Consider the following 26,708-nt stretch of genomic DNA (forward strand, 5'->3'; position numbering starts at 1 on the left):
GGTCAGCCCTTGGGCGCGGCGCTTCCGGGTGCGCGCTCCAGCAGGTCGGCAAAATCGCCCGCCGGGCTGGCCGAGGGCATGGCCGCCATGGCCCGCGCCAGTTGCGGCCCGTTGCTTTCTGCCGGACGCCCGGTCAGCATCTCGAAGACGGGTGCGGAAGGCAGCCCCTGGAAGGCCGCGGCATAGCGCGCATGAAGGCCGGCAAGGCCTTCCTCGCGGCCCAGCATGGCCAGGGAGATGGCATGGCGCAGCACGACGGCCTGCGCCACTTCGTCCAGCGCCCGGCCCTTGGGCAGTCCACCGGCCGAAGCCTCGGCATAGCGGGACCAGTCGCGCTGCTTCCACAGGATCTCGGCGCGCAGGGTATCCGCATCGGGCACGTCCTGAAGCACGGCCATGGCCTCGTCGATACGGCCGATCTGGCTGAGCGCGGCGGCCTCCACGCGCTTGCGCGCGGCGATCATGGCATCGGGGAACGAGGGATCGTCCGACTTGCGCAAGGTTTCCAGCGCGCGGTCCGGGCGGCCCGCCAGGATGAACAGCGTCGCCACCCGCGCCGAGAGCGGCCCGCGGGCAAGGTCGCCCGCCCGCACGAAAAGCTGGTAGGTGAGCAAGTCGCCTGCACGTTCGTAGAGCCCGGCCTGCTGGAGCCGCTCGGCAAGATGGCTGGCCATGAGGTCTCCCTCGGCGCCGCCCGGTGCGATGTCGCGGTAATCCCAATAGAGCCCGGCCGCCTTGTCCAGCGGCAGCTTGCGCGCAGGGTCCAGCGCGGTCGTCAGCTTGGTCCGGAGGCCGGGCAGGAAGTCCGCCCCCTGCCGCGTCGCATCGTGGTAGCGGAACAGGGCCGCCCCCGCCGCCAGCGCGCCGGACAAGTCGCCCCGCGCATCGTAGAGCCGGTAAGTGAGGCGCAGGGCACGCTCCTCGATGGCATCGCCCCGCCAGGCATAGCGGATCGCGTCGAGCCGCTTGAGCGCCGCCTCGGGGCCGACCGCCTTGTGAGCGACTTCGGATTCGATCTCGCTGAGGCGCGCGTCCATGCGCTGCTCCATCGTGCCCGAGCGCTCGACGCGGGCGAAGCGCAGGCGGGCCTGGTCGGCATGGCCCTGTGCCAGCTCGGCGCGACCGCGATAGAGATTGGCCGCCGGATCGCGGTCAGGCAGCGGCGCCAGCCATTGCAGCGCCTTGTCCGGCGCCCCGCCTTCCACGCCGGCGCGGGCCGCCGCGAGCACGAAGGCCTTGGGCCGCGGCGTCTTGAGCGCGGACCTTGCGCAATCGAGCTGCTGCAGCGCCTGTTCCCCCAGCGCGCTCTGGGCCAGCGCCCGCAGACGCCAGGCACAGGCCTCGGGATTGGTACCGAGCCCGGGCGCGCCCAGCGCGGACAGTGCCTCGGGATAGCGGCCCAGAAGCGTCAACGTCGCGCCTTGCGCCAGGCGGAAGGTATCGACCATGACCAGGTCCGGATCGTCCTGCCGCATCACTTCGAGCACGCCGAATGCCTCGCCCCCGCGCTCCTGCCCGATCAGGCTGCGCGCGTAGTTCCAGCGCGCCTGCTGCCGTTCGGGGTGCGGTACGCGCGCCAGTCGGGTCCAGGCGTCGGCGTCGGAAATCCGGGTCCAGGCGGCCGGTCCCACGATCGCGGGCTGCTGCGCGAGATCGGCGGCGAAGCCGGGCAGGCGCGGCGCGGGCGGCAGCAAGGCCGCCTTCGGCGCAGCAGCGCCCGGCGGCGCCAGCGACGCCTGCGTGGCAGGAGCAGGGGCAGGAGCAGGGGCAGAAGCAGGCAATGAGGCCAGCGGCGTGGCAGGCGGCGACGCCGCCGGGGCAGCGAGCAGCGCAGCGCCGGGGACGAGTGCGGCCGTGGCCAGCAGACGGGTAAGGATCACAGCAGGGCTCCGGGAAACAGGACCGAGGTCGCAAAGAGCACGCCGCCCAGCGCGCTGCCGATCAGGAACAACAGGACCGCCAGAGCCACCCAGAGCGCACCGCCGCTTTTGCCGGTCGCCGTGGGGAGCGCCTCACCTGCACTTATCTGCGGTGCATCGGTGCGGCGGCGTCCCGGGTTGGGCACACCATTACCGGCTGCTCCACCGGCCTGCGGCGAGGAGGAGGCGTTCCCGTCCGGCGTTCCGGAAGAGAAGACCCTGACTTTCGCCGGGCGCCGATCGTCACTCATCTTAACCTGACTCCTGGGGTTTCGTTCTATTATAGAGGAACAAGCCGCCGGGCGGTCCGTCCTGGTCGGCCCGATCTGGAGTCTTCGATGCCGCGTTCCGCCCGTTCCCCCAGAGCCGCTAAGCTTGCCGCCCGGCTTGCAGCGCTGCTGGCCGCGAGCCTCGCGGCCACGGCGGTGACGACGCCGGCCCTGGCCGAAGCCAAGAAGCCCGACCCCCTGCCCCCGCCCGATCCCTCTTTCGTGGTGATGGAGCCGATCGACGCCCCGATCGTGGACAGCGGCCGACTGGACGGCGTGCTCCACGTCTCGATCACGGTGAAGACGAAATCTGCCGCGAACGCCGCGGAACTGGCGAAGCGCATGCCCGAACTTCGGGCCGCCTCGCTGGCCGCCGCCATCGAGTTCGCCCGCCTTCACGCCTCCCCCTATACGCCCGTCAACGTCGCCCGGCTCTCCGCCATGATGGCGCCGCCGATCAAGCGGCTCGACAAGGGCATCGAGAAAGTGCTGATCGTGAAGGTCTCCGCCGACGAAGGCTGACGGCTTTCCCTGCCAGGCGTGCAGCAAACCAGGTCGTCCAGCAAAAAAGCCCCCGTCCGGACTGGACGGGGGCTTTTTCGTTTTTGCCTGGGGCGTCGTTACTGCGCCGGCGTCGCAGCGGGCGCTGCGGCCGGCTTGGCTCCGGCCGGCTTGGCCGTGGCCGCCAGCGCCTGGGCCTTGCCGCGCTTCGCTTGCGGCAGAGGAGCCGGCGGCGCCTTGATGACCTTGCGGCCGGCCAGCGCCATGGACAGTTCCACGGCCGAACTCGGCGTCATGTAAGCCATGATCTGCGCGGTCGCACGCTCGCGCATGCGGCGGGCGACCTGCGCCTGCACTTCGATGTCGAGCTTCTCGAAAATCGGCGCGGCGCGCTGGGGCTTCATGGTCTGGTAGATGCGCGCCAGATTGTCATAAGGCACTTCCGGCTCGGGCGCACCGTTCTTGCCGCCCGTGGGCGCCGCCGCCGCGGCCTGGTTCTGCTGGGCCTGACCGGCAAGGCGCGATTCGCCGGCCTTGACCGCCTGCTCGCGCATTTCCAGCTTGCGCCGCTCGGCGGCCAGCACGCGGTCGCGCTGGACCGAAGCGTCCTGGAGCGAGGCGCCGAGACGCCCCGAATCTCCCTTGCCGCTGTCCACCGCAGGCGCGGCGAGGGCAATGGCGTTGGCCACTGCCGCCACGCCGGCCACGCCGAAGATCAACCGGGAGGGCGTCACCAGCGCACGCAGCGGGGCGAGCACGCCGGCCATCAGTCCCGAAGCCTCAGGGCGTGTCATGCAACCGCGCTTTCACGCGATGCGCGGGCGGCGGCGATGTCGCGCACGACGCCGGTGGTGTCGCCGCGGGTCACGTCGTTGATAGCGGCCGGAACGGCAACCTTGCGGCGCGAACGGGTGCGGGCCGGGGCAGGAGCGACGACCTTCTCGGCTTCGAGAATGCCGGCAACGACCTTTTCCGCGTCGCTGGACTTGGCTGCAGCAGCCTTGGGAGCGGTCTTGGCGGCCGTCTTGGGCTTGGCGGCGCGGGGCTTGCGGACGGCGCGCTTCTTCGGCGCCGCTTCCTCGACCTTGGGGGTCTGCGCGGCCGCATCCATGATACGGTCGGCCACGGCATTGCCGATACCCACCATCAGGGTCAGCTCGTCGCGGATTTCCTCGGCCGCGGCAATGGCGCTGGCCTGGGCGGCGCCGTCAGTGGACAGGACGCGCTTGAGATCGCCCAGCACGACGCGGGCCTGGCTGGTGGCGCGGTCGATCTGGGTCACGCTTTCGGAAATCTGGGTGTCGCGCAGCTGCTTCATGCGGCGCCCCATGCGGGCGCTCTGCACCAGCACGGATACGCAAAGCAGGATCAGCACGACATTGATCATGGTGGCGAAAGTCATTTCGGATACCCCTTGGAAATGTCGGTGGCCATGCGAATGGCGATATTGCTCGAACGCTGGCCGATATGCGCGCGGCCCAGCGGCACACCGCCGCACTGGACCTGAAGCGCATCGTTCGGGCTGTGGCTGAGGGCGATGGTCTGCCCCACCTTGAGAGTCATGACGTCGCGCAGGCTCATCTGCTTTTCGCCGAGCACAACGTCCACGGTGACTTCGGTATTGTAGAGTTCACTGGCCATGTGCGCCGCCCACATGCGATCGCGGCCGAGCTTTTCGCCCATGAAGCGCTGCAGCAGCTTGTCGCGCACCGGCTCCATCGTGGCATAGGGCAGCAGCACCGAGAACTTGCCCCCGCGCCCTTCCATGTCGACACGGAAAGTGGCGACGGCAGCGATATTGCTGGGTCCGGCAATGGCAGCGAAGCGCGGGCTCGATTCCATGCGCTCGACCACCATGGTCACCGGCTCGATCGCTTCGAAGGCCTGCGACAGGTCGTCGAGAGCAAGCTGGACCATCTTGGCGACCAGCATCGTCTCGATCGTGGTGAAGGCACGCCCCTCGACCCGCATCGGGCGCGAACCCTTGCGGCCGCCGAGCAGCGCATCGACGACGGCGTAGATCAGCCCGGAATCGACCGTGACGACGCCGTAGTTCTCCCACTCGGTCACCTGGAACACGCCGAACATCGCCGGGAGCGCCACATGGTTCATGAATTCGCCGAAGCGGGTGGAGGTGATTTCCTCCAGGCTGACGTCGATCGCGTCCGAGGTGAGGTTGCGCATGCTCGTGGCGAAAGAGCGCACCATGCGCTCGCACACCACTTCCAGCATGGGCAGGCGCTCGTGGCTGATCACGTTGGACTCGATCATGGCCTTCAACCCGCTCTTGGGCTGGGTGGGCATGTCGCTGTCGAACCCGAACAGGGCATCGATACCGGCCTGGTCGAACATGTCGTCGTTGATCGCGCCCATCTTGGGCGGATCGGGGAGGACGAAGTCGTCGAAGTCGTCGCTCATTGCTGGACGAGGTCCTGGATCAGCACGTCCTTGACCATGCCCGCGCCGAGCGCCTGGGTGGCGCGCGTCATCATCTCTTCCTTGATGCGGAACACCGCGGCCGACCCGTTGAGATCGTCCGGGCGCAGCTCGCGCAGGAAGGGCTGCAGCGCATCGAGCACCGCCGGCAGCTTGTCCTTGACCTTGTCGGTCTTGCCGTCTGCCGCAACGATGATGAAGCGCAGCTTCAGGAAGCGCGCCTGACTGTCACTGCCGCGCAAGTTTACGATCATCGGCGGCACTTCGATATAGGATGAAGACCCGGCTTCACCCTCTGGCGCTTCCGCCGCGGCCTCGTGCTCGCCGCTTGCCTCGGCGCTGTCGCCGCCGCGCATGAACCACCAGGCCCCGCCGCCGCCCGCAAGCAGCGCCAGGACCGCGGCCCCGCCGATCACCAGCATTTTCCGGCCGGACTTCTTGGGCTCCGGCACATCGACCGCCGTAATGTCGATCACGTCGTCGCTGGACAACTTTCATCCCCTTGGCTGTCGGGATGCGCGCTTCACCGAAATGGTGTCGGCGCATCCGCTTTCGCGATTTCGCCTCTATTATAGGAAAGCTACACGGCAAAATCTGCCTAGCGCCGAATATCTGGAACTTTTTCGCAAGGTGCTTGAATGGACGTCTCTTCCTTCGTTCTGCTGAGCCACGAGCAGGCCCTGCGCCGTCAGCTCGACATCACCGCCAACAACATGGCGAACACCAGTACCGTGGGGTACAAGCGCGAGCAGGCGCTGTTCCACGAATATGTCGAGACGGTGAAGGACGCTCCGGTGGAGGATGCGCGCAAGACATCCTTTGTCCTGGATTTCGGCGCGGTACACGACACGTCGCAAGGCGCGTTCCAGTCGACCGGCAATGCGCTGGACGTCATGATCGACGGCCCCGGCTACCTCAATGTCGAGACTCCCGAAGGCGGCGTCGCTTATACGCGCGCGGGCTTCGTGAAGATCCTGAGCACGGGCGAACTGGCGACTTCGGGCGGCCAGCGGCTGCTGGACGAAAACGGCCAGCCGATTGCCGTGCCCACCGATCAGCTCAACCAGGTGACGATCACCGAGGACGGCTCGGTCATGGTGGGAGACGGCCCGGTCGGCCGCCTTGCCGTGACCAACTTTGCCGACGAGAACATGCTGGAGCCGCGCGGCGACGGCATGATGACCGGCACGAACGGCCGCATGCTCACGGCGGCGCAGACCAAGCTCAAGACCGGCGGGGTGGAAGCCTCCAACGTCGAGCCGATCACCGAGACCACGCACATGGTCGAGATCCTGCGCTCCTACCAGACCAGCCAGCGCCTCTCCGCCGATCTCAACGACATGCGCAAGCGGGCGATCGACCGGCTGAGCCGGGTCAGCTGACGGCCTGCGTCCTTACAGCATTTTCACGCCTATCCCTTTCTAACGAGGAGCCATCATGCGTTCGCTCTCCATCGCTTCGACGGGCATGCTTGCCCAACAGACCAACGTCGACGTCATCTCGAACAACATCGCCAACATGAACACCACCGCGTTCAAGCGTCAGCGCGCGGAGTTTCAGGACCTGCTCTACCAGCAGGTCTCGCGCCCCGGCGCCAATACCAGCGACAGCGGCACCAAAGTGCCGACCGGCATCCAGATCGGCGCGGGCGTCCGCACCGGCGGCGTCTACCGCATCACCGAACAGGGCGCGCTGACCAATACCGGCAACACGTATGACATGGCGATCGACGGCCCCGGCTACTTCCAGATCACCATGCCCTCGGGCGACGTCGGCTATACCCGCGCGGGCTCTTTCCAGCTTTCGGACCAAGGCGAACTCGTCACCACCGACGGCTACCTCGTTCAGCCGAACATCACGATCCCGCAGGGCGCGCTCGACGTGACCGTCTCGAAGTCCGGCGAAGTGCAGGTGAAGATCGCCGGCCAGGCCGAACTCCAGACCGTCGGCCAGCTCGAACTGGCCACTTTCGTCAACGAAGCCGGCCTGGAAGCGATCGGCTCGAACCTGTTCCTGGAAACCGGCGCATCCGGCCAGCCCACCGTCTCGACGCCGGGCCAGCCTTCGTTCGGCACGCTGAGCCAGGGCTTCATCGAAGCCTCGAACGTCAATCCGGTCTCGGAAATCACCTCGCTCATCACCGCGCAGCGCGCCTACGAGATGAACAGCCGCGTGCTCAAGACCGCGGACGAGATGCTCCAGACCTCCACGCAGATCAGCTGAAGCCATGCTCACCGCACTCCTTCTCGCCCCGGCACTGGCCGCCGCCCCGGCGATTCCCGCCGGGGAAGCGGCGCCCGTCCTCGCCCGCACCGTCGAACGCGGCGAAGTGCTGTCGAAGGCGGACTTCGTCACCGCCCCGGTCTTCCCGGCCATTGCGCGCAATGCGCTGAGCCCGGCCGAAGCGGCGGGGCAGGAGGCGGTGCGCCGCCTCAACGCGGGCGCGCCCGTGCGCTCCACCGACCTCACCCCGCCGCGTCTCGTGCGCCGCGGGGAAGCGGTGACCATCTCGCTCGTGTCCGGCAACCTGAAGATTTCCTCGCCCGGGCGCGCGCTCAGCGACGGTACCAAGGGCGAGCAGGTGCGCGTGCTCAACCTTGCCACCAACCGCACGCTCGACGCCGTGGCCGAAGGCTCGGGCGACGTGCGCATCACCGCGCAGTAGGGAGACTGGCCGTGAACAACCGCTTCGCAACCGTCGCTTCCGTGATCCTCGCCGCCAGCCTGGTTTCGGGCTGCGGCTCGGTGGGCCGGCTCAAGAACGTCGGCAAGGCGCCGAAGATGTCGGAAGCCGAGGACCCGGTCGCCCCGCGCCTCGAACCCTCGATCGGCAACCACTCGGTGGACGACCGGGCGCTGGCGGCGGGCGGTCAGCAGGCCGACGCGGCGCGCGGCGCTTCCCTGTTCCGCACCGGCGGCGGTGCCTTCTTCCGCGATCAGCGCGCCTCGCGCGTGGGCGACATCGTGACGATCCGCATCAACATCGCCGACAATGCGCAAGTCGCGAACTCCACCACGCGCACCCGCAACGGCAGCGAGAACAGCGGCATCGCCGCCTTGCTCGGTCTGGAAACGGTGATCCCCAAGATCCTGCCCGGCAACCCAGACCCCTCGAAGCTGGTCAGCACGGATTCGAAGTCCAGCGCCACCGGCGTCGGCAACACGACCCGCAGCGAGCAGATCAACATGACCGTGGCCGCCACCGTCATCGGCGTGCTGCCCAACGGCAACCTCCAGATCCGCGGCAAGCAGGAAGTGCGCGTCAACTACGAGCTGCGCGAGCTGGTCGTCACCGGCGTGATCCGGCCCGAGGACATCGCCCGCGACAATTCGATCAAGCACTCCCAGATCGCGGAGGCCCGCATCAGCTACGGCGGCCGCGGCCAGCTCACCGACGCGCAGCAGGCGCGCTGGGGACAACAGATCTACGACGCCCTCTTCCCGTTCTGACGAGGCGTACTATTGCGATGTGAATTGCACCTCTCCGGCATCAGCCGGAGGGGTCTTCTGCGTATTTGCAAAGTCCTTACACCGCGCTATCCGCAATCTACGCGCCGTTCACCCCTCATTTCGTCATTGCGAGCGTAGCGAAGCAATCCAGAGTCGGTCTCAAGCCGCCCTCGATTGCTTCGCTACGCTCGCAATGACGAGGGGTAACTGTACACCGAAACGCCGCGACAAATTTTTTCTTCCATAAAATCCGAAGCCTTCTTCCGTCTTCCTAGAATGAACATGCAGCCGGAAGAACCAGCTGCGCGCATGGCGGCGCTTCCGCTATCTGGCCGCAGAACTTGGCCTGTATTCTAGAAGGAAGAAACAATGGCGTTTTCGGTTAACACCAATGCTGGCGCAATGGCCGCTCTCCAGAGCCTCAACGCGACCAACAAAGGCATGAACACCGTGCAGAGCCGCATCAACACCGGCTTCAATGTCGCTTCGACCAAGGACGATTCGGCAAAGTACACGGTTGCCCAGACGCTTCGCGGCGACCTCGGCAAGCTGAGCGCGGTCACCACCTCGCTCAACAACGCCAAGAGCGTCACGGACGTTGCTGTTGCCGGTGCCGAGCAGATCTCCGACATCGTCAACCAGATGAAGTCGAAGACTCTCGAAACTTCCGACGCCGGTCTGGATGCCGAAAGCCGTAAGGCGATCGCAAAGGACCTCAGCGCTCTGAAGAAGCAGATCAACACGATCATCGACGGTTCGGACTTCAACGGTACGAACCTGCTGAAGGGCGCAGGTGAAGTTGCACCGGTTGCCACGGACGGCAGGGTTAGCGCTCTGCAGTCGATCTCGGGCACCGAAACGCTGCAGGTCGGAAACCAAGGCTTCACCACCAAGGCTACGACTGCTCTCGGCGCAGCAGGCACCGACACCGACATCGATGCCATCGCCGCTGCTGCTGATGGTGCGACGGCCAAGACGGCGGCTGACACCTTCTCGGGCAAGCTCGACACCTTCTTCGACGAGGTCAAGACCAGCCTCAGCGAACTGGGTTCGGCTTCGCGTCAGATCGACGGCCAGCTGTCGTTCAACAGCAAGCTGACCGACGTCGTCACCGCCGGCGTGGGCAACCTCGTCGACGCCGACCTGGCCAAGGAATCGGCGAAGCTTCAGGCCCTTCAGGTCCAGCAGCAGCTGGGCACGCAGGCTCTGTCGATCGCCAACCAGGCGCCGCAGACGATCCTGTCGCTCTTCCGTTAATCGGAAGATCGATGGTCTCCCGGTTCGCCGGGAGACAGGTCGTCTGGAAGGCCGGGATGGTTCGCCATCCCGGCCTTCTGTCGTTTCGGGAACCATGAAGCGGGGTGAGGCCGAAGACGCACCGGAAGCCTTCCTGAGATTGCCGCCAAAATTCATCGAGCGCCGCAGCCACGCAAGCCGCCTTCACGGCGGTTTCGCAAGGAATTCCACGCCTCCCACGCCCGCGATTTGCCCGTCGATCTATAATAAAAATGGCGCGCCCACGGCGGGACCGACCCCCCAAGCAGGAACTGGACTACAAATGCTTGAATTTCTGAACAATTGGCGTTTGCCCAAGAAATTGTGGGCTGCCTTTTCGATCATCAACATCATGATCGCCATCGTCGGCATCAACGGCTTCCTTTCGACCCGCGAGCTGAAGTCCGTGGCCGAGGCGCATGTCTCGCGCGGGATGGCCGGCATGTCGGGGCTCACCGACGTGATCAGCAACGTCAAGGAGCTGCGGATCATCGTCTACAGCTACTACAACGCCGCTTCCGCCGCCGACGCCCAGAACCTGCGCGACCGCCTGAAGTCCGGGGATGAGGACCTGCTGAAGTCGGTCGAAGCCTACAAGGTCATCGGCGACGAAGCCTTCGCTGCCGAAACCGCCGACCTGCGCACGCGCGCACTGGCGCTCACCCAGGTCAACGACCGGATCTTCGCCCTGCGCACCGCCGGCGACAACGACGGCGCCATGGCGCTCATCAAGGGCGACGGCAAGAAAGCCTCGCACGACATGATCGAGCAGACCGACAAGCTGATCGAACTGACCCGCGAACGCGTTGCCGCCAAGGCCGAAGACGGCGCCCAGACCGCCCGGACCGCCATGATCCTCTGCGTGACGCTGGCGCTCGGCGCGATGGCGCTCATCGTCTTCATCTGGCTGCTCATCAACCGCTCGGTCGCCGCACCGATGAGCCGCATCGCCCAGGTCACCTCGACGCTCGCCGAAGGCGGCAAGGCCGAAGTCCCCTACCGCGAGCGCGGCGATGAAATCGGTGAGATCGCCGAGGCTGTCGAACAGTTCCGCGCCGCCGCCGAAAGCCGCGCCGAAGTGGACGCCAAGGGTGCCCGCGAACAGGAACTGGTCACGTCCACCTTGCGCTCCAGCCTCCAGGCGATCAGCGAAGGCGACCTGACCCAGACCATCAATGCCGACTTCCCGCCCGCCTATGGCGAACTGAAGAGCAACTTCAACTCCGCCGTCGGCGCCCTGCGCGACCTGATCGGCGCCGTGGCCGAAAGCGCCGTGGCCATCCGTACCGGCTCCAGCGAAATCGCCCAGGCTTCGGAAGACCTGGCCCGCCGCACCGAGAGCAACGCCGCCAGCCTTGAGGAAACCTCCGCCGCCATCACCCAGATGGACGAACGCCTGCGCGCCACCGCCGCGGCCGCCGGTCGCACCGTCCAGCGCGCCGATGGCGCGATGAACGTGGTCGGCTCGGGCCGTGAGATCGCCGACGAGGCCGTGCAGGCCATGGGCCGCGTCAGCGAAAGCGCCAAGGGCATCGACTCGGTGATCGAAGGTCTCGACAAGATCGCCTTCCAGACCCGCGTGCTGGCCATGAACGCCGCCGTCGAAGCAGGGCGTGCCGGCGATGCCGGTCGCGGCTTCGCAGTCGTGGCCGATCTTGTCTCGGCGCTCGCCATGCGCTCGGAAGAGGAAGCCAAGCGCGCCCGCGAACAGCTCACGGCCACCCAGACCGACATCGGCACTGCCGTGGAAGCGGTGCAGCGCGTCGACGGCGCCCTGCAGAACATCTCGGGCGACGTCACCGAAGTGCACTCGCTGCTGAGCGACATCGCCAGCGACAACCAGGCGCAGTCCTCGACGATCACCGAGATCAGCGCGACGATCGGCACGATGGACCAGGCCACGCAGCAGAACGCGGCGATGGTCGAGGAAACCTCGGCCGCGGCACGCAACCTCAACAGCGAGGTCACCTCGCTTTCGGATCGCGCTTCCATGTTCCGCACCGGACACGAAGGCATGCGCGCGCCGGTCCGTACGGTTGCAGCAGCCTCGTTCGCCCCTGCTCAGCCGATGCAGCCGGCAGCGATCCGCAAGCCGATGAAAGCGCTCGCCACGGCGGACGACTGGATGGACTTCTAAGCGTTCACCGAAAGCTGAAAACGGAAAAGCCGCCCTGTCCCGGGCGGCTTTTTCTTTGCCCTATTTCAGCGCCAGCGGCAGGCCGGCGGCGACGAAGACCGCCCGCTCCACCGTGGTGGCAACACGCTGGTTGAGCCGCCCGGCCTCATCGCGAAACCGCCGCCCGAGCGGTGTGTCCGGCACGATTCCCAGCCCCACTTCGTTCGCCACCAGCACCAGCGGCTTGGGGCATGCCGAGATCGCCCGGCACAGACCATCGAACTGCGGTTGCAACGCCGCCTCCGCCAGCATCAGGTTCGACAGCCACAGGGTGAGGCAGTCGACCAGGACCCCGTCCGCCTCGTTAGCGGCCCGCGCGATGGCCTCGCTCAGGTCCATCGGCGCTTCCAGAGTGGACCAGCGCGGCCCGCGATCCTCTCGGTGGCGAGCGATCCGCGCTTCCATCTCGTCATCGAGCGGCTGGGCGGTGGCGATATAGATCAACCGTCCCGGCCCCGCCTCGACGAGCGCCTGCGCATGGCGGCTCTTGCCCGACCGCGCGCCGCCCAGAACCAGCGTGCTCGTCATGCGCGATACTCCGTGAGGGCCAGCAGGCCGTCGATGTCGAGATGTCGTTCCATGTCCGCCGCCAGTTCGTCGAGCGCGGCATCGACGGCAGCGCCGTGGTCGAGCCCGTCGCTCTGCGCCCCCAGTCGCGCCAGCAGCGCGGCGCGCAGTCCGGTCGAGGCGAGCAACCCGTGGCAATATGTCCCCATGATCCGGCCCGAGGCATCGACCGCACCGTCCGGCCGGTCATCGCCGAGCAAGGCGAAAGGCGCCGCGCCGCCGCGCCGGGTGACGCCCATGTGCATCTCGTAGCCGGTCATCCGTGCGCCGAGCGCCGTGCCGGAAACCTCGCGCAGGGCCTTGCGGTCTCCCAGCACGGTGGTCACGTCGAGCAGGCCCAGCCCGGCAATCTCGCCCGGCGGCCCCTCGATGCCGAGCGGATCGGCGATCGTGTGGCCGAGCATCTGGTACCCGCCGCAGATGCCCAGGATCAGCCCGCCGCGCCGCCGATGCGCCAGCACATCGATGTCCCAGCCCTCGGTGCGGAGGAAAGCCATGTCCGCCATGGTGGCCTTGGAGCCGGGCAGCACGACCAGCGCGGCTTCGGCCGGGATCGGCGTGCCGGGCGGGATCATCGCCACGTCCACGCCGGATTCCTGCCGCAGCGGATCGAGATCGTCGAAATTGGCAATGCGGGGCAGGATCGGACAAGCGACGAGCAGCTTGCCGTTGCCGCCGCCCAGCCCTCTTTCGAGCACGACGGCATCCTCGCTGGGCAGGCGCGAGACGGCGCGGGACCACGGCATCACGCCATAGCCGGGCCATCCGGAAAGCTGCGCGATGGCGGCATAGCCATCGGCGAACAGCGCCGGATCGCCGCGGAACTTGTTGATGAGGAAGCCCCGGATCATCGCCGCGTCATCGGCGTCGATCACCGCGCGGGTGCCCGCCACGGCCGCGATCACGCCGCCCCGGTCGATATCCCCGACCAGCACGACCGGAACCCCGGCCTCGCGCGCGAAGCCCATGTTCGCGATGTCCCCTGCGCGCAAGTTGATTTCGGCCGGGGAACCCGCCCCTTCCACCACCACCAGATCGCAGCGCGCCTCCAACCGGCGGTAGCTCGCCATGACTTCCGGCAGGAGCGTGCGGCGCGCCTCGCGGAAATTGGCACTGCCCAGGGTGCCACGCACTTCGCCGTGGACCACCAGCTGCGAGGTCCGGTCGGCCTGGGGTTTCAGCAGGACCGGGTTCATGTCGACATGAAGCGGTGCCCGCGCGGCCAGGGCTTGGAGCGCCTGGGCGCGGCCGATCTCGCCGCCCTCCGGGGTGACGGCGGCATTGTTCGACATGTTCTGCGGTTTGAACGGCAGGACCTTCAATCCGCGGTGGGTGAGCGCGCGGCATAGCCCCGCCACGAGCACGGACTTGCCGACATCCGACCCCGTCCCCTGCAACATCAAGCCAGCCATACTGCTCCCCACGCCGCGGCGAATGCGCCAAAGGCCAGCAGGACGCAGGCCCGGCGATAGATCGCCAGCGCCCGTCGCAAGTCCGCCGCGCCCGCGATCCGGCCCTCCTCCCCGATCCAGGGCTTCGGGGCAAGAACGCCGTCGTAAAGGATCGGCCCGGCGAGCCTGACGCCGAGCGCACCCGCCATGGCCGCTTCGGGCCAGCCGGCATTGGGCGAGGCATGGCGGCCGTGGTCGCGCAGCATGACGCGCCAGCCAGCCCGGCCGCCCACTCCGGCGGCAAGACAAAGCACCGCGCCCGCCAGCCGGGCCGGGAGCAGATTGGCCAGATCGTCGATCCGCGCGGCGGCCCAGCCATAGGCCCGCAGCGGTTCTTCCGGATGGCCGATCAGGCTGTCCGCCGTGTTGATCGCCTTGTAGGCCCAGGCGCCCGGCAGGCCGCCCAGCAGAAGCCAGAACAGCGGCGCGGCCACCCCGTCGCAAAAGCTTTCGGCAAGGCTCTCGATCGCCGCGCGGACCACCCCGGCGGCATCGAGCCCGGCCGTGTCCCGCCCGACGATCATGCCGACGGCGCGGCGCGCCTGCGCGAGGTCGTCCGCTTCCAGCGCGGCCAACACCGGCCGGACGTGGTCATCGAGACTGCGCGCCGCCAGGGCCGGCCATGCCAGCACCGCCAGCAGGAGCCAGGCCCAGTCCCCTGCCGCACCGCGCACCAGCCAGACCACCAGCATCGTCGCCAGCACCACCGCCGCGATCAGGCCGAGCATGGCGCCCAGGCCGGCGATGCGCCGCGCCATGTCCGACCACTCCGCACGGTTCAGCTTGCGCTCGCAGCCAGAGATCACGCGGGCGAAGAGGCCGACCGGATGACCGATCAGCCCGTGGAGCCGCCCCGGCCAGCCCAGCGCGCCCTCCAGCGCCATGGCGGCGAAAGCGATCGGCTCGATCACGCCGCGCGGCCTGCCAATGCCGCGTCCAGACGCGCCAGCGCATTCGCATCGCCGGGCACGCCGAAGCGCAGCCAGTCGGGGCGATCCGCGAAAGGGCGCACCAGAATGCGCGCGCGGGCCAGGCGATCGAACAGCGCGCCGCCCGCGCAGCCGGTCACCAGACGGAACAGCGGACAGTCCCCCTGCGGCTCCAGCCCATGGCGGTACAGCACGGCATCGAGCGCGGCGGCGCGCACGGGCAACGCGCTGCGGGTGCGCGCGATCCAGTCGCCATCGGCATAGGCCGCCGCGCCGATGGCCAGCGCCCCGGCATGGACCGGCCAGCTCCCCAGCAATTGCCGCAGCAGCATCATGAGCGCCGGCGGGCCGAGCACGAAACCCAAGCGCAGACCCGCCAGTCCGAAGAACTTCCCGAACGAGCGCAGCACGATCAACCGGAACCCCGGCGCTACGGCGCGGGCGACACTGGCGCCGGGATGACAGTCCGCGAAAGCCTCGTCGACGATGAGAAAGCCGCCCGTGGCATCGATGCGCTCCGCCCAGGCCACCACATCCTCGGGGTCGCGCAGCACGCCGTCGGGATTGTTGGGATTGGCGAAGACGAAGACTTCCCGGGCTTTCGGCTGTTCGCCGAACAGCGCCGGGCGCGAGGGGGCGAAAGCCTCCCGATGAGTGCGATAGGCGGGCACCAGCGCGCGGCCGGGCAGGTCCAGCGCCCTGGCCAGCAGGCGCAGCGCGGTCTCGCTGCCCGGCACCGCGCAACAAAGTTCCGGCGCGACGCCGAAATGGCGCGCGGCGGCGGCTTCGAGGCGAAGCAGCGCATCGGGATCGGGCAAGGCCGTCCAGTCGACCGGCGCGATGCCCGAAGCGGGAAATGCCAGTGGATTGAGGCCGGTCGAGAGGTCCAGCCAGTCTTCCGGCGTGCCGCCGAAAGCCCGCGCCGCCTCGCTTACGCGGCCGCCATGAAACAGGAAGGCCGCGCTCATCGCACGACCGCCAGCGCCAGCAGCAGCAGGGTTTCGACGACCTCGATCCCGGCGCCATGCCCGTCGCCCGAAATGCCGCCGATACGGCGCCGAAGCCACCAGCCCCAAGCCGGAACCGCCAGGAACACCGCCAGCAGGGCGGGTGCCACGAGCAGCGCCGCGACAGCCCCGATGACACTCCACGAGGCCAGGTGCCGCCATGTCACCGCGCTGCGAAAGCGGCTGCCCAGACCTTCGTGCAGCGGCGGCAGCGCCAGCGTCCAGGCCAGCGGCGCCGCGCGCGCCAGCGGAGCGACGAGCAGCAGGGCCCAGACCTGCCCGGGCGCCAGTGCATGGAGCAACACCAGCTTCGCCAGCAATTGCATGCCGATCGCCACCACCGCAAAGCTGCCGACATGGGGATCGGCCATGACCGCCGAGAGCCGCGCCGGATCCTTGTGCGCCGCGCCCGCGCCATCGGCCACGTCGCCAAGCCCGTCGAGATGCAGCGCGCCCGTCACCGCCACCCAGGCGCCCAGGCCGCAAAGCGCCGCGATCCAACCGTCGCCGCTGCCGCCACCCATGGACGGGGCCATGAACGGAGCCACGGAGCGGGCCAGCCACCAGGCCAGCGCCACTGAACCGCCGACGGCCAGTCCGGCCGCCGGGAACCAGCGCATCGACCGGGCGAAGTCGTCCGCATCGGCGCGAACCGCCGGAAGCGGCAGCCGCGTCAGGAACTGGAGGGCTAGAACGAGCTGCTTCATCCTGCCTTGCCCTTCATCCTGCCTTGCTACTGTCGAGCGAGAGGATCTGCGCGGCAGGCAGGCCCTCGCCCGGCCAGATGCGCAAGCTCACCAGCGCGCCATAAGGGAGTTCGAAAGCCCAGACCTGGCGGTGGTCGAACCCGAACAGGACCGAGAGCGCAGCGCGCATCGCCCCCCCGTGCGTGAGGATGAGACTGGCCCTGTCGATACCCGCCACGGCCTCTCCCACGCGGGCGCAGAGCTGCGACCAGCGCTCGCCTCCCGGCGGGGCGAAAGCCTCGGGATCGTCCCAGAACCGCGCCTGCACGGCCGGATCGAGCTGATGCGGCGCCATGCCGTCCCAGGCGCCGAAATCGATCTCCCGCCACCGCGGGTCGAGGCTGTGCGGCAGGCGGCGCATGGCCGCGATCTGCGCGGCCGGAATGCTGGAGCGGCGCAAGTCCGAGGAAATCACCCGCTCGAACGCCAGGGCCGCGCTGCGCGACACGCAGCGGGCGATGCCTACCGGGGTCGGCGCATCGTCCCGGTGGCCCAGCAGCAGGCCCGGCTCGTAAGGCGCCCCGTGGCGCATCAGGTGGACGAGGATGCCGCTCATGATGCCCCGGACACGGAGGATGCCACTGCCGCCTCGGCAAAAGTCGCCATGCCGTCATGCGCCGCCAGGGCCGAGCGCACGATCTGCGCCGCCACCGCCGCGCCGGATCCTTCGCCCAGCCGCATGCCGAGGTGGAGCAGCGGGTCCAGCCCGAAGCGATCGAGCAGGCGCGCATGGCCCGCTTCGGCCGAACAATGCGCGGCAAGGCAGTGGGCCAGAACATCGCGATTGCCAGCGAACAGCGGCGCCATGGCCGCGCAAGTGATGAACCCGTCAAGCAGGACCGGCACCCGCAAATGCCGCGCTGCCAGCACGGCGCCCGCCATGGCCGCGATCTCACGCCCGCCAAGGCGGCGCAGGGTCTCGAAAGCATCGTCGCAGGCCGCGCCGTGCAGGGCGAGCGCCGCCGTCACCGCCTCGGCCTTGCGCGCCACGCCGGCATCGTCGAGCCCGGTGCCGCGCCCTACCCAGTCGGCCGCAGCCCCGCCGAAGACCTGCGCCGTCAGCGCGGCCGCCGGGGTGGTATTGCCGATCCCCATTTCACCCACGAAGAACAGATCGCTGTCCGCCGACACCGCGGCAGCGCCGCGATCGAGCGCTTCGAGGCACTCGGCCTCGCTGAGAGCGGGCTCTCGCGTAATGTCTCCGGTCGGGCGGTCGAGATCGAGCGGGACGACCGAGAGCGCCGCCCCGCAGGCCGCCGTCAGCGCATTGATCGCCGCGCCGCCGGCCTCGAAATTGGCGACCATCTGCGCCGTGACTTCGCTCGGATAGGCGCTCACCCCGCGCGCCGCGACCCCGTGATTGCCCGCGAAGACCACGGCGCGGATCCGCTCGGCCCGTGGCCGGATGCGCCCCTGCCAGCCAGCCATGAACACGGCGATGTCCTCCAGCCGCCCGAGCGAGCCCGCAGGCTTGGTGAGCGACGCCTGGCGCGCACGCGCGGCGGCCAGCGCGGGCGCGTCCGGTCCGGGCAGGTCGGCCAGGGCGGCGGCGAAAGCGGCGCGGTTCTCGAAGCGGATCATGTGCCCAGGTACCCTTCCGGCGGGGTGCGGGTGATGAAGTGGCCCTTCACGCCCTGTGGCCACTCGCGATAGGGCACCTGCCCCTCCTCGCTGGCGGCATGGCGCACCGCATATTCAAGGATCGCGCGGGCCGCCTCCGCATCGGGTGCGAAATCGCCGAGCACGTAGCCCAGCTTGCCCGGCGCCCGGATCGCCACGGTGCAATGGCGCTGGCAGGCGAAGAGGCAGGGCATTTCCTGCACCGCCACGCCCTGAAGCGCGGGATCGGCGGCCTGCGCCGCGCGCATGGCCTCTGCCAGGACCGCACCGTCGCGCCGACCGTCCTCGTCCTCGCGGACTTCGGCGGAATGGCGGCAGGTGTTGCACACGACTACGGACGGGCCGGGTTCGACTGGAAGCAGCATCAGAACCGGCTCCTCAGTCCGAAATAGACGGTGCGGCCAAGCGTGCCGTAGCCGCTCACGGTTTCGTACTTCTGATCGCCCACGTTTTCGATACGTCCTTGAAGAATCAGGCGTTCCATGACCTGCCACTGCGCGCGCACATCCACCAGCCAGTAGTCGTCCAGCACGGCGGTGCCGGTCGCCGCATTGTAGCTTTCACCCGAATAGCGCGCGGCCAGGCTGGCGCGCAGGCCCTGCGGCAGCGCCACGCCCAGCTCGGCATTGGCGAGATGACGCGGCACGCGCTGGAGCTGGCGGCCGTAAGTGCTGCTACCTTGCGTGCGATCCTCTGCCGCGATCCAGCTGTAGTTGCCCTGGGCGAAGAGAACGCCCCACTTGGCCGACGCGGCGAGTTCCAGCCCGCGGGCATGGCTGGCCTTGACGTTGCCATAGTAGCCGAAGCGCGACGTGCCCGTGCCCGTGCCCGTGCCGGGAACGTAGCAGATGTCCGGCAGGGTGCCGCTGGCGGGGCAGTAGGCAAAGTCGATCAGGTTGTCGGTATCGCGCTCGAACCAGGTCGCCGACAGGCGGAGGGCTTCGCCGAAGCCTTGCTCGGCGCCCAGTTCCCAGCCTTTCGCCTTCTCCGGCTTGAGATCGGCCACGCCGTACATGCTGAAGAGCTGATAGAGCGAGGGCGCCTTGAAACCCTCGTCATAACTGGCACGCAGTATCGTGGCGCCGCCATTGGGGGTGTAGACCGCGCCCGCGCTGAACACCGTGTTGCCGCCGAAGCGCGACTGGTGATCGTAGCGCGCGCCGCCATTGAGCGTCAGCCCGGTGAGCGGGGTCACGCGCAGTTCGCCGTAGACGCTCTCGGTATTCGCCCGGCTGGGCACGAGGGCATAGGCCGCCGTGCTGTTCGCGGGCGAGGCGGTGGTCATCCGCTGTTCCTCGCGCTCGGCGCCGAACACGGCCTGGATGGCCTCGCTGAACGTGTAGGTGCCCTGGTACTCGAAACGGCGCACGCGGCCATGGGCGTCGAACGTGAGCTGGCGGACCTGCCGCGCGGGGTCGAAGTTCTCGCGGTCGGTCTCGGTCTGGAGCACGGCCACGCGGTTCGCCAGCCGGCCGTCCAGCAGCGCGAAGATCACCCCGGCATAGCCCGACCATTCGCGCGTCCGGCCATAGGCCAGGGAGTCGCCGGAGGTACCGTCGAACGCGTTCCGCGAATCCGACCAGTAGCCGCGCAGATCCAGCGAGATGCCGGGCGCGACGCGGTAAGTCATCGTGCCGCTGGCCGCGCTGCGCCGGTAGCCGTCGTCCTCCTTGCCGTTCGCGCGCGCGGAGATGCCGTCCGTGGCGAAGCGCGAGGCGGCAATGCGCCAGTCGACGGCCTCGGAGGTGCCGCCAAGACCCGCGCGGGCCGAGACGGTGTCATGGGTTCCTGCTTCCACCGCGAAGCTGCCTTCCAGCGGCGCGGCCGCGCGGCGAGTGCGGACGTTGACGACACCGCCGATGGCATCGCTGCCCCAGAGGATCGATTGCGGACCGCGCAGGATCTCGATGCGATCGGCATCGTCGATCAGGAAATTGGCAAAGCCATAGCCTCCCGCCGTCGATGAGGCGTCCGACAGGCGCATCCCGTCGATCACCATCACCGTCTGCCCGGCATCGGCACCGCGAATGCGCAGCGACGTGGTGGTGCCGTAACCGCCGTTGCGCGACATGCTGATGCCGGGCGTGCGCAGCAGCACATCGGTCAGAGCGATCGGCTGGGCCGCAACGATCTGCGCCTCGTCGAGCACGGTGACGGTATCGGCCACCCGGTCGGCCGCAACGGGCGTGCGCAGGGCGGTGACCACGATGCGTTCGTCCAGAGGCACTGCATCGGCCTCCTCGGCCAGGGCCGCGAGCGGGTGCAGCGCCCCTGCAAGGGCGAGCGCGAGAGCCAGGGGGCTGGCGGCGGGAATTCGGCAGTTCACGGCATGTCCTTCGCACGAGCATCGACCCGGCCGGGTCGGCACGCATGCGAAAGGCAGGGCCTCTGCCGCCCATGCAGCGGACGACGCCCCCCTCCCGCGCGGCGCGTGCCGGCACGGCAATGGCTGTCGTTGCGCGAGGAATGGCCCCGTTCGCCCGGCTCACCCTGTCCGGTCGAAGAACGACGGCGTCAGGCAGGTCTCCTGGCTCACGGGTCAGTGCCATTTCGGCCGCCTTCTCAGGGACTTGCATCCCCAATGGCGAATTGGCCGCACGGCTCGCCGCTTACAGTTGCAGGGGCAGCCCGGGCATTCACCCGCGTTCCCTTTTGATCCCCTTGCGGGGAACCTGTCGCTGGAGCGCCCCTATCCCGGTGGGGTGCCGCGTGCAAGAGCCCGGCGCTTGCGCTGGTCATGTCCCGCGCTTGCGCTGGTCATGTCCGACGCTTGCGCTGGTCTTGTCCGACGCTTGCGCTTGCCTTGTCCCGCGCTTGCGCTCTCTGGCGAAGTACCATAGGCCCGCCGGGCCAGGGGTGCCCGCAAGGGCTTAATCGGGAAGTCCGGGCCAGAGGGGTAATTCCGCTGGAATCCGGCACTGCTCCCGCAACTGTAACCGGGGATGCGCCCCGCCAGCACGCCATTGGCACCGCGCGGTGCCGAGAAGGCGGCGGAAGGCGCGCCGATTCCAAGAAATCGGGCCCAGGAAGTCAGGAAACCGGCCCCCAGCCGTCGATCCTTCGCGCGGGCGGGATGAACCGGGCGGACGGGGGCCATGCCCGATGCGGAGCGCTGCTCCCCGCGGACCCGGTCTTTCGCGAGACGACAAGCCGTACTTGCGCCCAGGAGGATCGAACCGTCATGCCGCCCTGCCCCTTCCGCCTTTCGGATACCGCTCCGTCCGGACGATATTCGTGCCTGCCCGCATGACGGCCTGTCCCGCCCTGCTGGTCACCGCGCCCTCGTCGGGACAGGGCAAGACCCTCGTCACCGCCGCGCTGGCCCGCCGCCACCGCCGCGCCGGGCGCAAAGTGCGGGTGTTCAAGTGCGGGCCGGACTTCCTGGACCCGATGGTGCTGGAAAGGGCCAGCGGCGCGCCCGTCCACCAGCTCGACCTGTTCATGTGCGGAGAGCGGGAATGCCGCGCCCTGCTGCACGAGGCCGCGCGGGACGCCGACCTGATCCTTGTCGAAGGGGCGATGGGCCTGTTCGACGGCACCCCCTCCTCCGCCGACATTGCCCGCCTGTTCGGTCTGCCGGTCATGGCGGTGATCGACGGGGCATCGATGGCGCAGACGTTCGGTGCGCTGGTCCACGGCCTTTCCACCTACCGCGCCGACGTGACCCTGGCCGCCGTGCTGGCCAACCGCGTCGGCAGCGCGCGCCATGCCGAACTGCTGGAGCGCGGCATGCCGGACGGCGTGGAATGGCTTGGCACCCTCCGGCGCGATGCCGGGCTCGGCCTGCCCGAACGGCACCTCGGACTGGTGCAGGCCGGGGAGGTGGCGGATATCGAGGCGCGCATAGACCGCGCCGCCGACAGTCTGCCCGAAACCGCGCTCTGGCTGCCCGAGCCGGTGCCCTTCCCCGCCCCGGAAGCCGCCGAAGCGCCGCCTTCCGCGCTGTCAGGCCGCCGCATCGCCATTGCCCGCGACGAGGCATTCGGCTTCATCTATCCCGCCAACCTCGCGTTTCTGGAACGGGCCGGGGCGCGGCTCGCCTTCTTCTCGCCGCTGCGCGATGCCATGCTGCCCCCTTGCGACGGCTTGTGGCTACCCGGGGGCTATCCCGAGCTGCACCTGGACGCTCTTTCCGCCAATCGCCCGATGATCGCGGCGATCCGCGCCCACTTCCAGGCAGGGCGGCCGATCCTGGCCGAATGCGGCGGCATGCTTTACGCCTCCGAGAGGCTCGAAAGCACCGACGGCGCCAGTGCCGCCCTGCTCGGCCTGCTGCCTGCGCGGGCCGTGATGCAAAGGCGGCTGGCAGCGCTGGGCATGCAAGAGATGGAACTGGGCGGTCATGTCGCGCGGGGCCACACGTTCCACTATTCGCGGCTGGAAACGTCCCTTTTGCCCACCGTCAGCGCCGTCACGCCGGACGGGCGGCCGGGCGAACGCCTGTTCCGCCACGGACCGCTCACGGCCAGCTACATGCACTTCTACTTCCCCTCGGCGCCGGAGCTGATCGCCGACCTGCTGACCTGCCAAACCGCCGACCTGGGATTCAGGCGATAGCCGGCAGCTTCGCAAGGTGCTTGTCCAGCGTGAGCGGATAGTCCCGCACGCGCACCCCCGTGGCGTTGTAGACCGCGTTGGCCACGGCCGCGCCGACGCCGCAGAGCCCGAGTTCGCCCACGCCCTTGGCCTTCATCGGCGAGACCTTGTCGTCCGCCTCGTCGAGGAAAACCACGTCCTGGTGCGGAATGTCGGCGTGGACCGGCACTTCGTACCCGGCAAGGTCGTGATTGACGAAGAACCCGAAGCGCTTGTCGACGGCCAGTTCCTCCATCAGCGCGCCGCCCACGCCCATGGTCATGGCGCCGATCACCTGACTGCGCGCCGTCTTGGGATTGAGGATACGTCCGGCCGCGCAGACCGCCAGCATGCGTCGCACCCGCGTCTCGCCGGTATAGGCGTCCACGGCCGCTTCCACGAAGTGCGCGCCGAAGGTCGACTGCTGGAACTTCTTGCCCAGGTCGCCCCACTGCATCGTCTCTTCGGCAACGATCTCGCCAGACTTCGCCGCCTCGGCCAGGGCGGCGGAGCGGTTGCCCGCGCGCACTTCGCCATCGGCGAATTCCGCGGTGGCGGGGTCCATGCCGAGCCGCTGCGCCGCGGCTTCGCGCAGCTTCACGCAGGCCGCATAGACGCCAGACGTGGAGCTGTTGGCGCCCCATTGCCCGCCGGAGCCTGCGGAGGCCGGGAACGAGGAATCGCCCAGCTTCACGCGCACTTTCTCCACCGGCAGGCCCATCATCTCCGCCGCGGTCTGGGCGATGATGGTGTAGGAGCCGGTGCCGATGTCGGTCATGTCGGTCTCCACCGTGACCACGCCGTCGCTCGACAGCCGCACGCGCGCGGCCGATGTCATGTTGATGTTGTTGCGGAACGCCGCCGCCACGCCCATGCCGATCAGCCAGCGCCCGTCACGCATCTTGCCCGGACGCGTCTGGCGGCGTTCCCAGCCGAAGCGCTTGGCACCGTCCTCCAGGCATCGCACGAGGTTGCGCTGCGAGAAGGGCCGCTCGGGATGCTCGGGATCGACTTGCGTATCGTTGAGCACGCGGAACCGCACCGGGTCCATGCCCAGCTTCTCGGCCACTTCGTCGATGGCGATCTCCAGCGCCATGAGGCCGGGCGCTTCGCCGGGTGCGCGCATGGCATTGGCTTCGGGCAGGTCCAGTTCGGCCAGCCGCAGGGCAGTGAGGCGATTGGCGCCGGCATAGAGCAACTTGGTCTGCTGCGTCGCCGATTCCGGGCCGCCGCCGGGAAGGTCGCCGGACCAGCTTTCATGGCCGATCGCGGTGATGCGCCCGTCCTTGCCGGTGCCGATGCGGATGCGCTGGATCGTGGCCGGGCGGTGCGTGGCGTTGTTGAGCATCAGGGGCCGCGGCATCGCGATCTTCACCGGCCTGCCGCAGGCCTTCGCGCCCAGCGCCGCCATCACCGCATCGGCGCGCAGGAACAGCTTCCCCCCGAAACCACCGCCGATGAAGGGCGAGCGGACATGGACTTTCTCCGGCGGCAGCTTGAAGGTGGCGGCCAGCTCCTTCTTGTTCCAGGCGATCATCTGGTTGGACGTCCAGACCGAGAGCGCATCGTCTTCCCACCAGGCGATGGTGGCGAAAGGCTCCATCATCGCGTGGTTCTGGTCGGGCGTGGTGTAAGTCTGGTCGAGCTGCACCGCGGCCGAGGCGAAAGCGCCCTCGAAATCGCCGGTATGGGTGTCGGCATCGCTGCCCGTCAGCGGCTGCGCGCCGGGCTTCGCCTTGGCGAGATCGAAACGGCCGTTACCGCGCTCGTATTCGATCCGCACGGCATTGGCGGCATTGCGCGCCTGCTCGAAGCTCTCGGCCACGACCACCGCCAGCGCCTGATGGTAATGGTCGACAGCGGGACCGCCCAGCAGCTTGGCCGTGTTCATGCTGCCCTTGCCCAGCGGCTGTGCATTTTCGGCGCTGACCACCGCGAGCACGCCGGGCATGCGCTTGGCTTCGGCCGTGTTCATCGCCGTGACCCGCCCCTTGGCGATCCCGGCACCGATCACATACCCGTAGGCCGGCTTGGCCGGCACGTCCTTGTGCTCGTAAGCATAGGGGGCCTGCCCCGTGGTCTTGAGCTTGCCGTCCACGCGGTCGACCGCCTGGCCAATCACTTTCATGGCGTCGATGGGATTGGAGCCCGCAGGCGTATCGAACTTCATGCCCGGTTCTCCTGGATGATCGCCGCCAGCGTGCGCTCCGCCAGAGTGACCTTGAAGGCATTCTCATGGGTTGACCGCGCGTCTGCGAAAGCCGTGCGCGTCACGGCGCCCGCGCCGTTGCGCAGCTGCGCGTCGGCGGCTTCGACCCGCCAGGGCCGCGGCGCGACGCCGCCGAAGGCCACTCGTCCGCTGCCGTCCTCGTTCAGCACCGCCGCCACGGAAACGAGCGCGAAGGCGTAGGAGGCCCGGTCGCGCACCTTGTGATAGACATGCCGTCCGCCCGGCGGCTTGGGCAGAGTGACGGCCGTGATCAGCTCGCCCGGCTGGAGCACGTTCTCCAGGTGCGGCGTATCGCCCGGCAGGCGGTGGAATTCGCCCACCGGCACGCTGCGCGTCTTGCCCTGGGCATCGACCGTCTCCACCGCGGCATCCAGCACGCGCAGGGCCACCGCCATGTCGCTGGGGTGCGTGGCGATGCAGGCCTCGCTCGTGCCGACCACGCCGAGCTGGCGGCTGAAACCACCGATCGCCGCGCAGCCGGAGCCGGGCTTGCGCTTGTTGCAGGCCTGGTTGGTGTCGTAGAAATAAGGACAGCGGGTGCGCTGCAGCAGGTTACCGCCGGTCGTCGCCTTGTTGCGCAGCTGGCCCGAGGCGCCTGCCACGATGGCGCGCGTGAGCACGCCGTAATCGCGCCGCACGCGCTTGTCCGTGGCCAGCGCAGTGTTGCTGACCAGCGTACCGATGCGCAGCCCGCCTTCCGGCGTCTCCTCGATGCGGTCGAGGCCGAGATCCTGTACGTCCACGAGATGCGTCGGCGTCTCGATCTCCAGCTTCATCAGGTCGAGCAGGTTGGTGCCCCCGGCGATGAACTTGGCGCCCTTGTGCCCTGCGACCGCGGCGGCGGCAGCGGCCGGCGTCCTGGCGCGCTCGTATGTGAAAGCCTTCATGCCTCGATCTCCGCGCCGTGAGTCTCGGCAAGCTTGACGCCCGCCACTTCCGCCATCGCTTCGGCAATGTTCGAATAGGCGCCGCAGCGGCAGATATTGCCGCTCATCCGCTCGCGCATTTCCAGAACCGTCATCTCGGGAGCGCCGCCGACGTCCTCCTGCACATGGCTGGGAATACCCGCCCTGATCTCTTCCAGCACCGCGACGGCCGAGCAGATCTGGCCCGGCGTGCAATAGCCGCACTGGAAGCCGTCATGCTTCACGAAGGCCGCCTGCATCGGATGCAGGTCTTCCGGAGTACCGAGACCCTCGATCGTGGTGACCGCATCGCCTTCGTGCATGACCGCCAGGCTGAGGCAGGAATTGATCCGCGTGCCGTTCACAAGCACCGTGCAGGCCCCGCACTGACCGTGATCGCAGCCCTTCTTGGTGCCCATCAGGCCCAGGTGATCGCGCAAGGCGTCCAGCAGCGTGGTGCGCGTATCGACCATCAAGGCCTGCGCCTTTTCGTTGACCTTGAACGAAACGGCCATCGTCGGGGGCTTGCGCGCCATGGGAGCCTGTCCTTCCGCCATCGTGGGCACCACGGTCAGCCCCACGCTCGCCGCGCTGCCTGCCAGGACCGCGCGCCGCGATACCTCGAAATCCGCCGTTTCGCTCATTGCCCGTC

26 protein-coding genes and 2 riboswitches are annotated in these 26,708 nt (G+C 68.6%); of the genes, 8 read left to right on the plus strand and 18 right to left on the minus strand.

Features of this window, described 5'->3' with window-relative positions:
• Window positions 1-2: 2 nt before the first annotated feature.
• Window positions 3-1,880, minus strand: coding sequence for a hypothetical protein (locus AB4Z00_RS02105; RefSeq protein WP_442044733.1), 1,878 nt, complete (start codon window positions 1,878-1,880; stop codon window positions 3-5).
• Window positions 1,877-2,170, minus strand: coding sequence for a hypothetical protein (locus tag AB4Z00_RS02110; protein WP_132268596.1), 294 nt, complete (start codon window positions 2,168-2,170; stop codon window positions 1,877-1,879). The genes AB4Z00_RS02105 and AB4Z00_RS02110 overlap by 4 nt, the downstream gene beginning before the upstream one ends.
• Before the next feature lie 87 nt (window positions 2,171-2,257).
• Here AB4Z00_RS02110 and AB4Z00_RS02115 point away from each other — a divergent pair, with 87 nt between their 5' ends.
• The gene (locus AB4Z00_RS02115) at window positions 2,258-2,710 is read left to right on the plus strand and encodes a hypothetical protein (RefSeq protein WP_132268594.1); all 453 of its coding nucleotides are present in this window, start codon (window positions 2,258-2,260) and stop codon (window positions 2,708-2,710) included.
• 98 nt (window positions 2,711-2,808) lie between these two features.
• Here the strand turns inward: AB4Z00_RS02115 and AB4Z00_RS02120 are convergent, their stop codons facing one another.
• From AB4Z00_RS02120 to AB4Z00_RS02135, 4 genes are read right to left on the minus strand one after another with little or no spacing between them, the layout of a single operon-like run.
• Complete coding sequence (locus AB4Z00_RS02120) at window positions 2,809-3,483, minus strand: MotE family protein (RefSeq protein ID WP_442044735.1); 675 nt, start codon at window positions 3,481-3,483, stop codon at window positions 2,809-2,811.
• Entirely contained in the window at window positions 3,480-4,091 is a 612-nt protein-coding gene (locus AB4Z00_RS02125) for a DUF6468 domain-containing protein (protein ID WP_431567265.1), read from the minus strand. The genes AB4Z00_RS02120 and AB4Z00_RS02125 overlap by 4 nt, the downstream gene beginning before the upstream one ends.
• On the minus strand, window positions 4,088-5,107 hold the full coding sequence (fliM, locus tag AB4Z00_RS02130) for a flagellar motor switch protein FliM (RefSeq protein WP_132268591.1): 1,020 nt from the start codon (window positions 5,105-5,107) through the stop codon (window positions 4,088-4,090). The genes AB4Z00_RS02125 and fliM overlap by 4 nt, the downstream gene beginning before the upstream one ends.
• Complete coding sequence (locus AB4Z00_RS02135; RefSeq protein ID WP_243654380.1) at window positions 5,104-5,616, minus strand: flagellar basal body-associated FliL family protein; 513 nt, start codon at window positions 5,614-5,616, stop codon at window positions 5,104-5,106. The genes fliM and AB4Z00_RS02135 overlap by 4 nt, the downstream gene beginning before the upstream one ends.
• 147 nt (window positions 5,617-5,763) lie before the next feature.
• On the opposite strand from AB4Z00_RS02135, the gene AB4Z00_RS02140 reads away from it, so the two are divergent.
• The 6 genes from AB4Z00_RS02140 (at window position 5,764) to AB4Z00_RS02165 (ending at window position 11,987) form a co-directional block, all read left to right on the plus strand.
• Window positions 5,764-6,507: a flagellar hook-basal body complex protein gene (locus AB4Z00_RS02140; RefSeq protein ID WP_132268589.1), complete on the plus strand. Its 744-nt coding sequence runs from the start codon at window positions 5,764-5,766 to the stop codon at window positions 6,505-6,507.
• 55 nt (window positions 6,508-6,562) lie between these two features.
• Complete coding sequence (gene flgG, locus AB4Z00_RS02145; RefSeq protein ID WP_132268587.1) at window positions 6,563-7,348, plus strand: flagellar basal-body rod protein FlgG; 786 nt, start codon at window positions 6,563-6,565, stop codon at window positions 7,346-7,348.
• A 4-nt stretch (window positions 7,349-7,352) separates the two neighbouring features.
• Complete coding sequence (flgA, locus tag AB4Z00_RS02150; protein WP_132268586.1) at window positions 7,353-7,790, plus strand: flagellar basal body P-ring formation chaperone FlgA; 438 nt, start codon at window positions 7,353-7,355, stop codon at window positions 7,788-7,790.
• A gap of 11 nt (window positions 7,791-7,801) precedes the next feature.
• Window positions 7,802-8,575: a flagellar basal body L-ring protein FlgH gene (gene flgH, locus AB4Z00_RS02155; RefSeq protein WP_132268584.1), complete on the plus strand. Its 774-nt coding sequence runs from the start codon at window positions 7,802-7,804 to the stop codon at window positions 8,573-8,575.
• A gap of 369 nt (window positions 8,576-8,944) precedes the next feature.
• Window positions 8,945-9,832 (plus strand): flagellin, encoded by an 888-nt coding sequence (locus tag AB4Z00_RS02160; RefSeq protein ID WP_442044740.1) that lies wholly within the window; start codon window positions 8,945-8,947, stop codon window positions 9,830-9,832.
• Window positions 9,833-10,133: 301 nt separating this feature from the next.
• On the plus strand, window positions 10,134-11,987 hold the full coding sequence (locus tag AB4Z00_RS02165; protein ID WP_134094033.1) for a methyl-accepting chemotaxis protein: 1,854 nt from the start codon (window positions 10,134-10,136) through the stop codon (window positions 11,985-11,987).
• Between the two features lie 60 nt (window positions 11,988-12,047).
• Here the strand turns inward: AB4Z00_RS02165 and cobU are convergent, their stop codons facing one another.
• Genes cobU through AB4Z00_RS02210 form a run of 9 tightly spaced genes read right to left on the minus strand, consistent with a single transcriptional unit; the run spans window position 12,048 to window position 20,672 of the window.
• On the minus strand, window positions 12,048-12,554 hold the full coding sequence (gene cobU / locus AB4Z00_RS02170; RefSeq protein WP_442044742.1) for a bifunctional adenosylcobinamide kinase/adenosylcobinamide-phosphate guanylyltransferase: 507 nt from the start codon (window positions 12,552-12,554) through the stop codon (window positions 12,048-12,050).
• Entirely contained in the window at window positions 12,551-14,005 is a 1,455-nt protein-coding gene (locus tag AB4Z00_RS02175) for a cobyric acid synthase (protein ID WP_442044744.1), read from the minus strand. The genes cobU and AB4Z00_RS02175 overlap by 4 nt, the downstream gene beginning before the upstream one ends.
• Window positions 13,993-14,955 carry an adenosylcobinamide-phosphate synthase CbiB gene (gene cbiB, locus AB4Z00_RS02180; RefSeq protein WP_442044746.1) on the minus strand — a complete coding sequence of 321 codons (963 nt, stop codon included), beginning with the start codon at window positions 14,953-14,955 and terminating at the stop codon, window positions 13,993-13,995. Before cbiB ends, AB4Z00_RS02175 begins: the two co-directional genes overlap by 13 nt.
• A complete protein-coding gene (locus tag AB4Z00_RS02185) occupies window positions 14,952-15,941 on the minus strand; it encodes an aminotransferase class I/II-fold pyridoxal phosphate-dependent enzyme (RefSeq protein WP_442044748.1) in 990 nt (329 codons plus the stop codon). Before AB4Z00_RS02185 ends, cbiB begins: the two co-directional genes overlap by 4 nt.
• Window positions 15,938-16,687: an adenosylcobinamide-GDP ribazoletransferase gene (locus tag AB4Z00_RS02190; protein WP_442044750.1), complete on the minus strand. Its 750-nt coding sequence runs from the start codon at window positions 16,685-16,687 to the stop codon at window positions 15,938-15,940. The genes AB4Z00_RS02185 and AB4Z00_RS02190 overlap by 4 nt, the downstream gene beginning before the upstream one ends.
• Window positions 16,688-16,700: 13 nt before the next feature.
• The gene (locus AB4Z00_RS02195) at window positions 16,701-17,282 is read right to left on the minus strand and encodes a histidine phosphatase family protein (RefSeq protein WP_132268570.1); all 582 of its coding nucleotides are present in this window, start codon (window positions 17,280-17,282) and stop codon (window positions 16,701-16,703) included.
• Window positions 17,279-18,307 carry a nicotinate-nucleotide--dimethylbenzimidazole phosphoribosyltransferase gene (gene cobT, locus AB4Z00_RS02200; protein WP_442044752.1) on the minus strand — a complete coding sequence of 343 codons (1,029 nt, stop codon included), beginning with the start codon at window positions 18,305-18,307 and terminating at the stop codon, window positions 17,279-17,281. Before cobT ends, AB4Z00_RS02195 begins: the two co-directional genes overlap by 4 nt.
• Entirely contained in the window at window positions 18,304-18,711 is a 408-nt protein-coding gene (locus AB4Z00_RS02205) for a DUF1636 domain-containing protein (protein WP_442044754.1), read from the minus strand. The genes cobT and AB4Z00_RS02205 overlap by 4 nt, the downstream gene beginning before the upstream one ends.
• Window positions 18,711-20,672, minus strand: a complete 1,962-nt coding sequence (locus tag AB4Z00_RS02210) for a TonB-dependent receptor plug domain-containing protein (RefSeq protein ID WP_442044756.1) — start codon at window positions 20,670-20,672, stop codon at window positions 18,711-18,713. Before AB4Z00_RS02210 ends, AB4Z00_RS02205 begins: the two co-directional genes overlap by 1 nt.
• Before the next feature lie 174 nt (window positions 20,673-20,846).
• A riboswitch (cobalamin riboswitch) is annotated at window positions 20,847-21,037 on the minus strand.
• Window positions 21,038-21,183: 146 nt separating this feature from the next.
• Window positions 21,184-21,407: riboswitch (cobalamin riboswitch) on the plus strand.
• A 173-nt stretch (window positions 21,408-21,580) separates the two neighbouring features.
• Between AB4Z00_RS02210 and AB4Z00_RS02215 the strand changes: the two genes are divergently transcribed.
• Window positions 21,581-22,903 carry a cobyrinate a,c-diamide synthase gene (locus tag AB4Z00_RS02215; RefSeq protein ID WP_442044758.1) on the plus strand — a complete coding sequence of 441 codons (1,323 nt, stop codon included), beginning with the start codon at window positions 21,581-21,583 and terminating at the stop codon, window positions 22,901-22,903.
• Here the strand turns inward: AB4Z00_RS02215 and paoC are convergent.
• From paoC to paoA, 3 genes are read right to left on the minus strand one after another with little or no spacing between them, the layout of a single operon-like run.
• On the minus strand, window positions 22,893-25,091 hold the full coding sequence (gene paoC / locus AB4Z00_RS02220) for an aldehyde oxidoreductase molybdenum-binding subunit PaoC (RefSeq protein ID WP_442044760.1): 2,199 nt from the start codon (window positions 25,089-25,091) through the stop codon (window positions 22,893-22,895). The genes AB4Z00_RS02215 and paoC overlap by 11 nt on opposite strands.
• Entirely contained in the window at window positions 25,088-26,038 is a 951-nt protein-coding gene (locus AB4Z00_RS02225) for an FAD binding domain-containing protein (RefSeq protein WP_442044762.1), read from the minus strand. The genes paoC and AB4Z00_RS02225 overlap by 4 nt, the downstream gene beginning before the upstream one ends.
• Window positions 26,035-26,700: an aldehyde dehydrogenase iron-sulfur subunit PaoA gene (gene paoA, locus AB4Z00_RS02230; protein ID WP_134094022.1), complete on the minus strand. Its 666-nt coding sequence runs from the start codon at window positions 26,698-26,700 to the stop codon at window positions 26,035-26,037. The genes AB4Z00_RS02225 and paoA overlap by 4 nt, the downstream gene beginning before the upstream one ends.
• Window positions 26,701-26,708: the final 8 nt, after the last annotated feature.

This window comes from Novosphingobium sp. YAF33, assembly GCF_052113265.1.
GTDB lineage: Bacteria > Pseudomonadota > Alphaproteobacteria > Sphingomonadales > Sphingomonadaceae > Novosphingobium.

Coding starts and splice junctions, on each gene's coding strand:
- AB4Z00_RS02110 (WP_132268596.1), bottom strand. CDS start 2,170: ATGAGTGACGATCGGCGCCCGGCGAAAGTCAGGGTCTTCTCTTCCGGA.
- AB4Z00_RS02115 (WP_132268594.1), top strand. CDS start 2,258: ATGCCGCGTTCCGCCCGTTCCCCCAGAGCCGCTAAGCTTGCCGCCCGG.
- AB4Z00_RS02120 (WP_442044735.1), bottom strand. CDS start 3,483: ATGACACGCCCTGAGGCTTCGGGACTGATGGCCGGCGTGCTCGCCCCG.
- AB4Z00_RS02125 (WP_431567265.1), bottom strand. CDS start 4,091: ATGACTTTCGCCACCATGATCAATGTCGTGCTGATCCTGCTTTGCGTA.
- fliM (WP_132268591.1), bottom strand. CDS start 5,107: ATGAGCGACGACTTCGACGACTTCGTCCTCCCCGATCCGCCCAAGATG.
- AB4Z00_RS02140 (WP_132268589.1), top strand. CDS start 5,764: ATGGACGTCTCTTCCTTCGTTCTGCTGAGCCACGAGCAGGCCCTGCGC.
- flgG (WP_132268587.1), top strand. CDS start 6,563: ATGCGTTCGCTCTCCATCGCTTCGACGGGCATGCTTGCCCAACAGACC.
- flgA (WP_132268586.1), top strand. CDS start 7,353: ATGCTCACCGCACTCCTTCTCGCCCCGGCACTGGCCGCCGCCCCGGCG.
- AB4Z00_RS02160 (WP_442044740.1), top strand. CDS start 8,945: ATGGCGTTTTCGGTTAACACCAATGCTGGCGCAATGGCCGCTCTCCAG.
- AB4Z00_RS02165 (WP_134094033.1), top strand. CDS start 10,134: ATGCTTGAATTTCTGAACAATTGGCGTTTGCCCAAGAAATTGTGGGCT.
- cobU (WP_442044742.1), bottom strand. CDS start 12,554: ATGACGAGCACGCTGGTTCTGGGCGGCGCGCGGTCGGGCAAGAGCCGC.
- AB4Z00_RS02175 (WP_442044744.1), bottom strand. CDS start 14,005: ATGGCTGGCTTGATGTTGCAGGGGACGGGGTCGGATGTCGGCAAGTCC.
- AB4Z00_RS02185 (WP_442044748.1), bottom strand. CDS start 15,941: ATGAGCGCGGCCTTCCTGTTTCATGGCGGCCGCGTAAGCGAGGCGGCG.
- AB4Z00_RS02190 (WP_442044750.1), bottom strand. CDS start 16,687: ATGAAGCAGCTCGTTCTAGCCCTCCAGTTCCTGACGCGGCTGCCGCTT.
- AB4Z00_RS02195 (WP_132268570.1), bottom strand. CDS start 17,282: ATGAGCGGCATCCTCGTCCACCTGATGCGCCACGGGGCGCCTTACGAG.
- cobT (WP_442044752.1), bottom strand. CDS start 18,307: ATGATCCGCTTCGAGAACCGCGCCGCTTTCGCCGCCGCCCTGGCCGAC.
- AB4Z00_RS02205 (WP_442044754.1), bottom strand. CDS start 18,711: ATGCTGCTTCCAGTCGAACCCGGCCCGTCCGTAGTCGTGTGCAACACC.
- paoC (WP_442044760.1), bottom strand. CDS start 25,091: ATGAAGTTCGATACGCCTGCGGGCTCCAATCCCATCGACGCCATGAAA.
- AB4Z00_RS02225 (WP_442044762.1), bottom strand. CDS start 26,038: ATGAAGGCTTTCACATACGAGCGCGCCAGGACGCCGGCCGCTGCCGCC.
- paoA (WP_134094022.1), bottom strand. CDS start 26,700: ATGAGCGAAACGGCGGATTTCGAGGTATCGCGGCGCGCGGTCCTGGCA.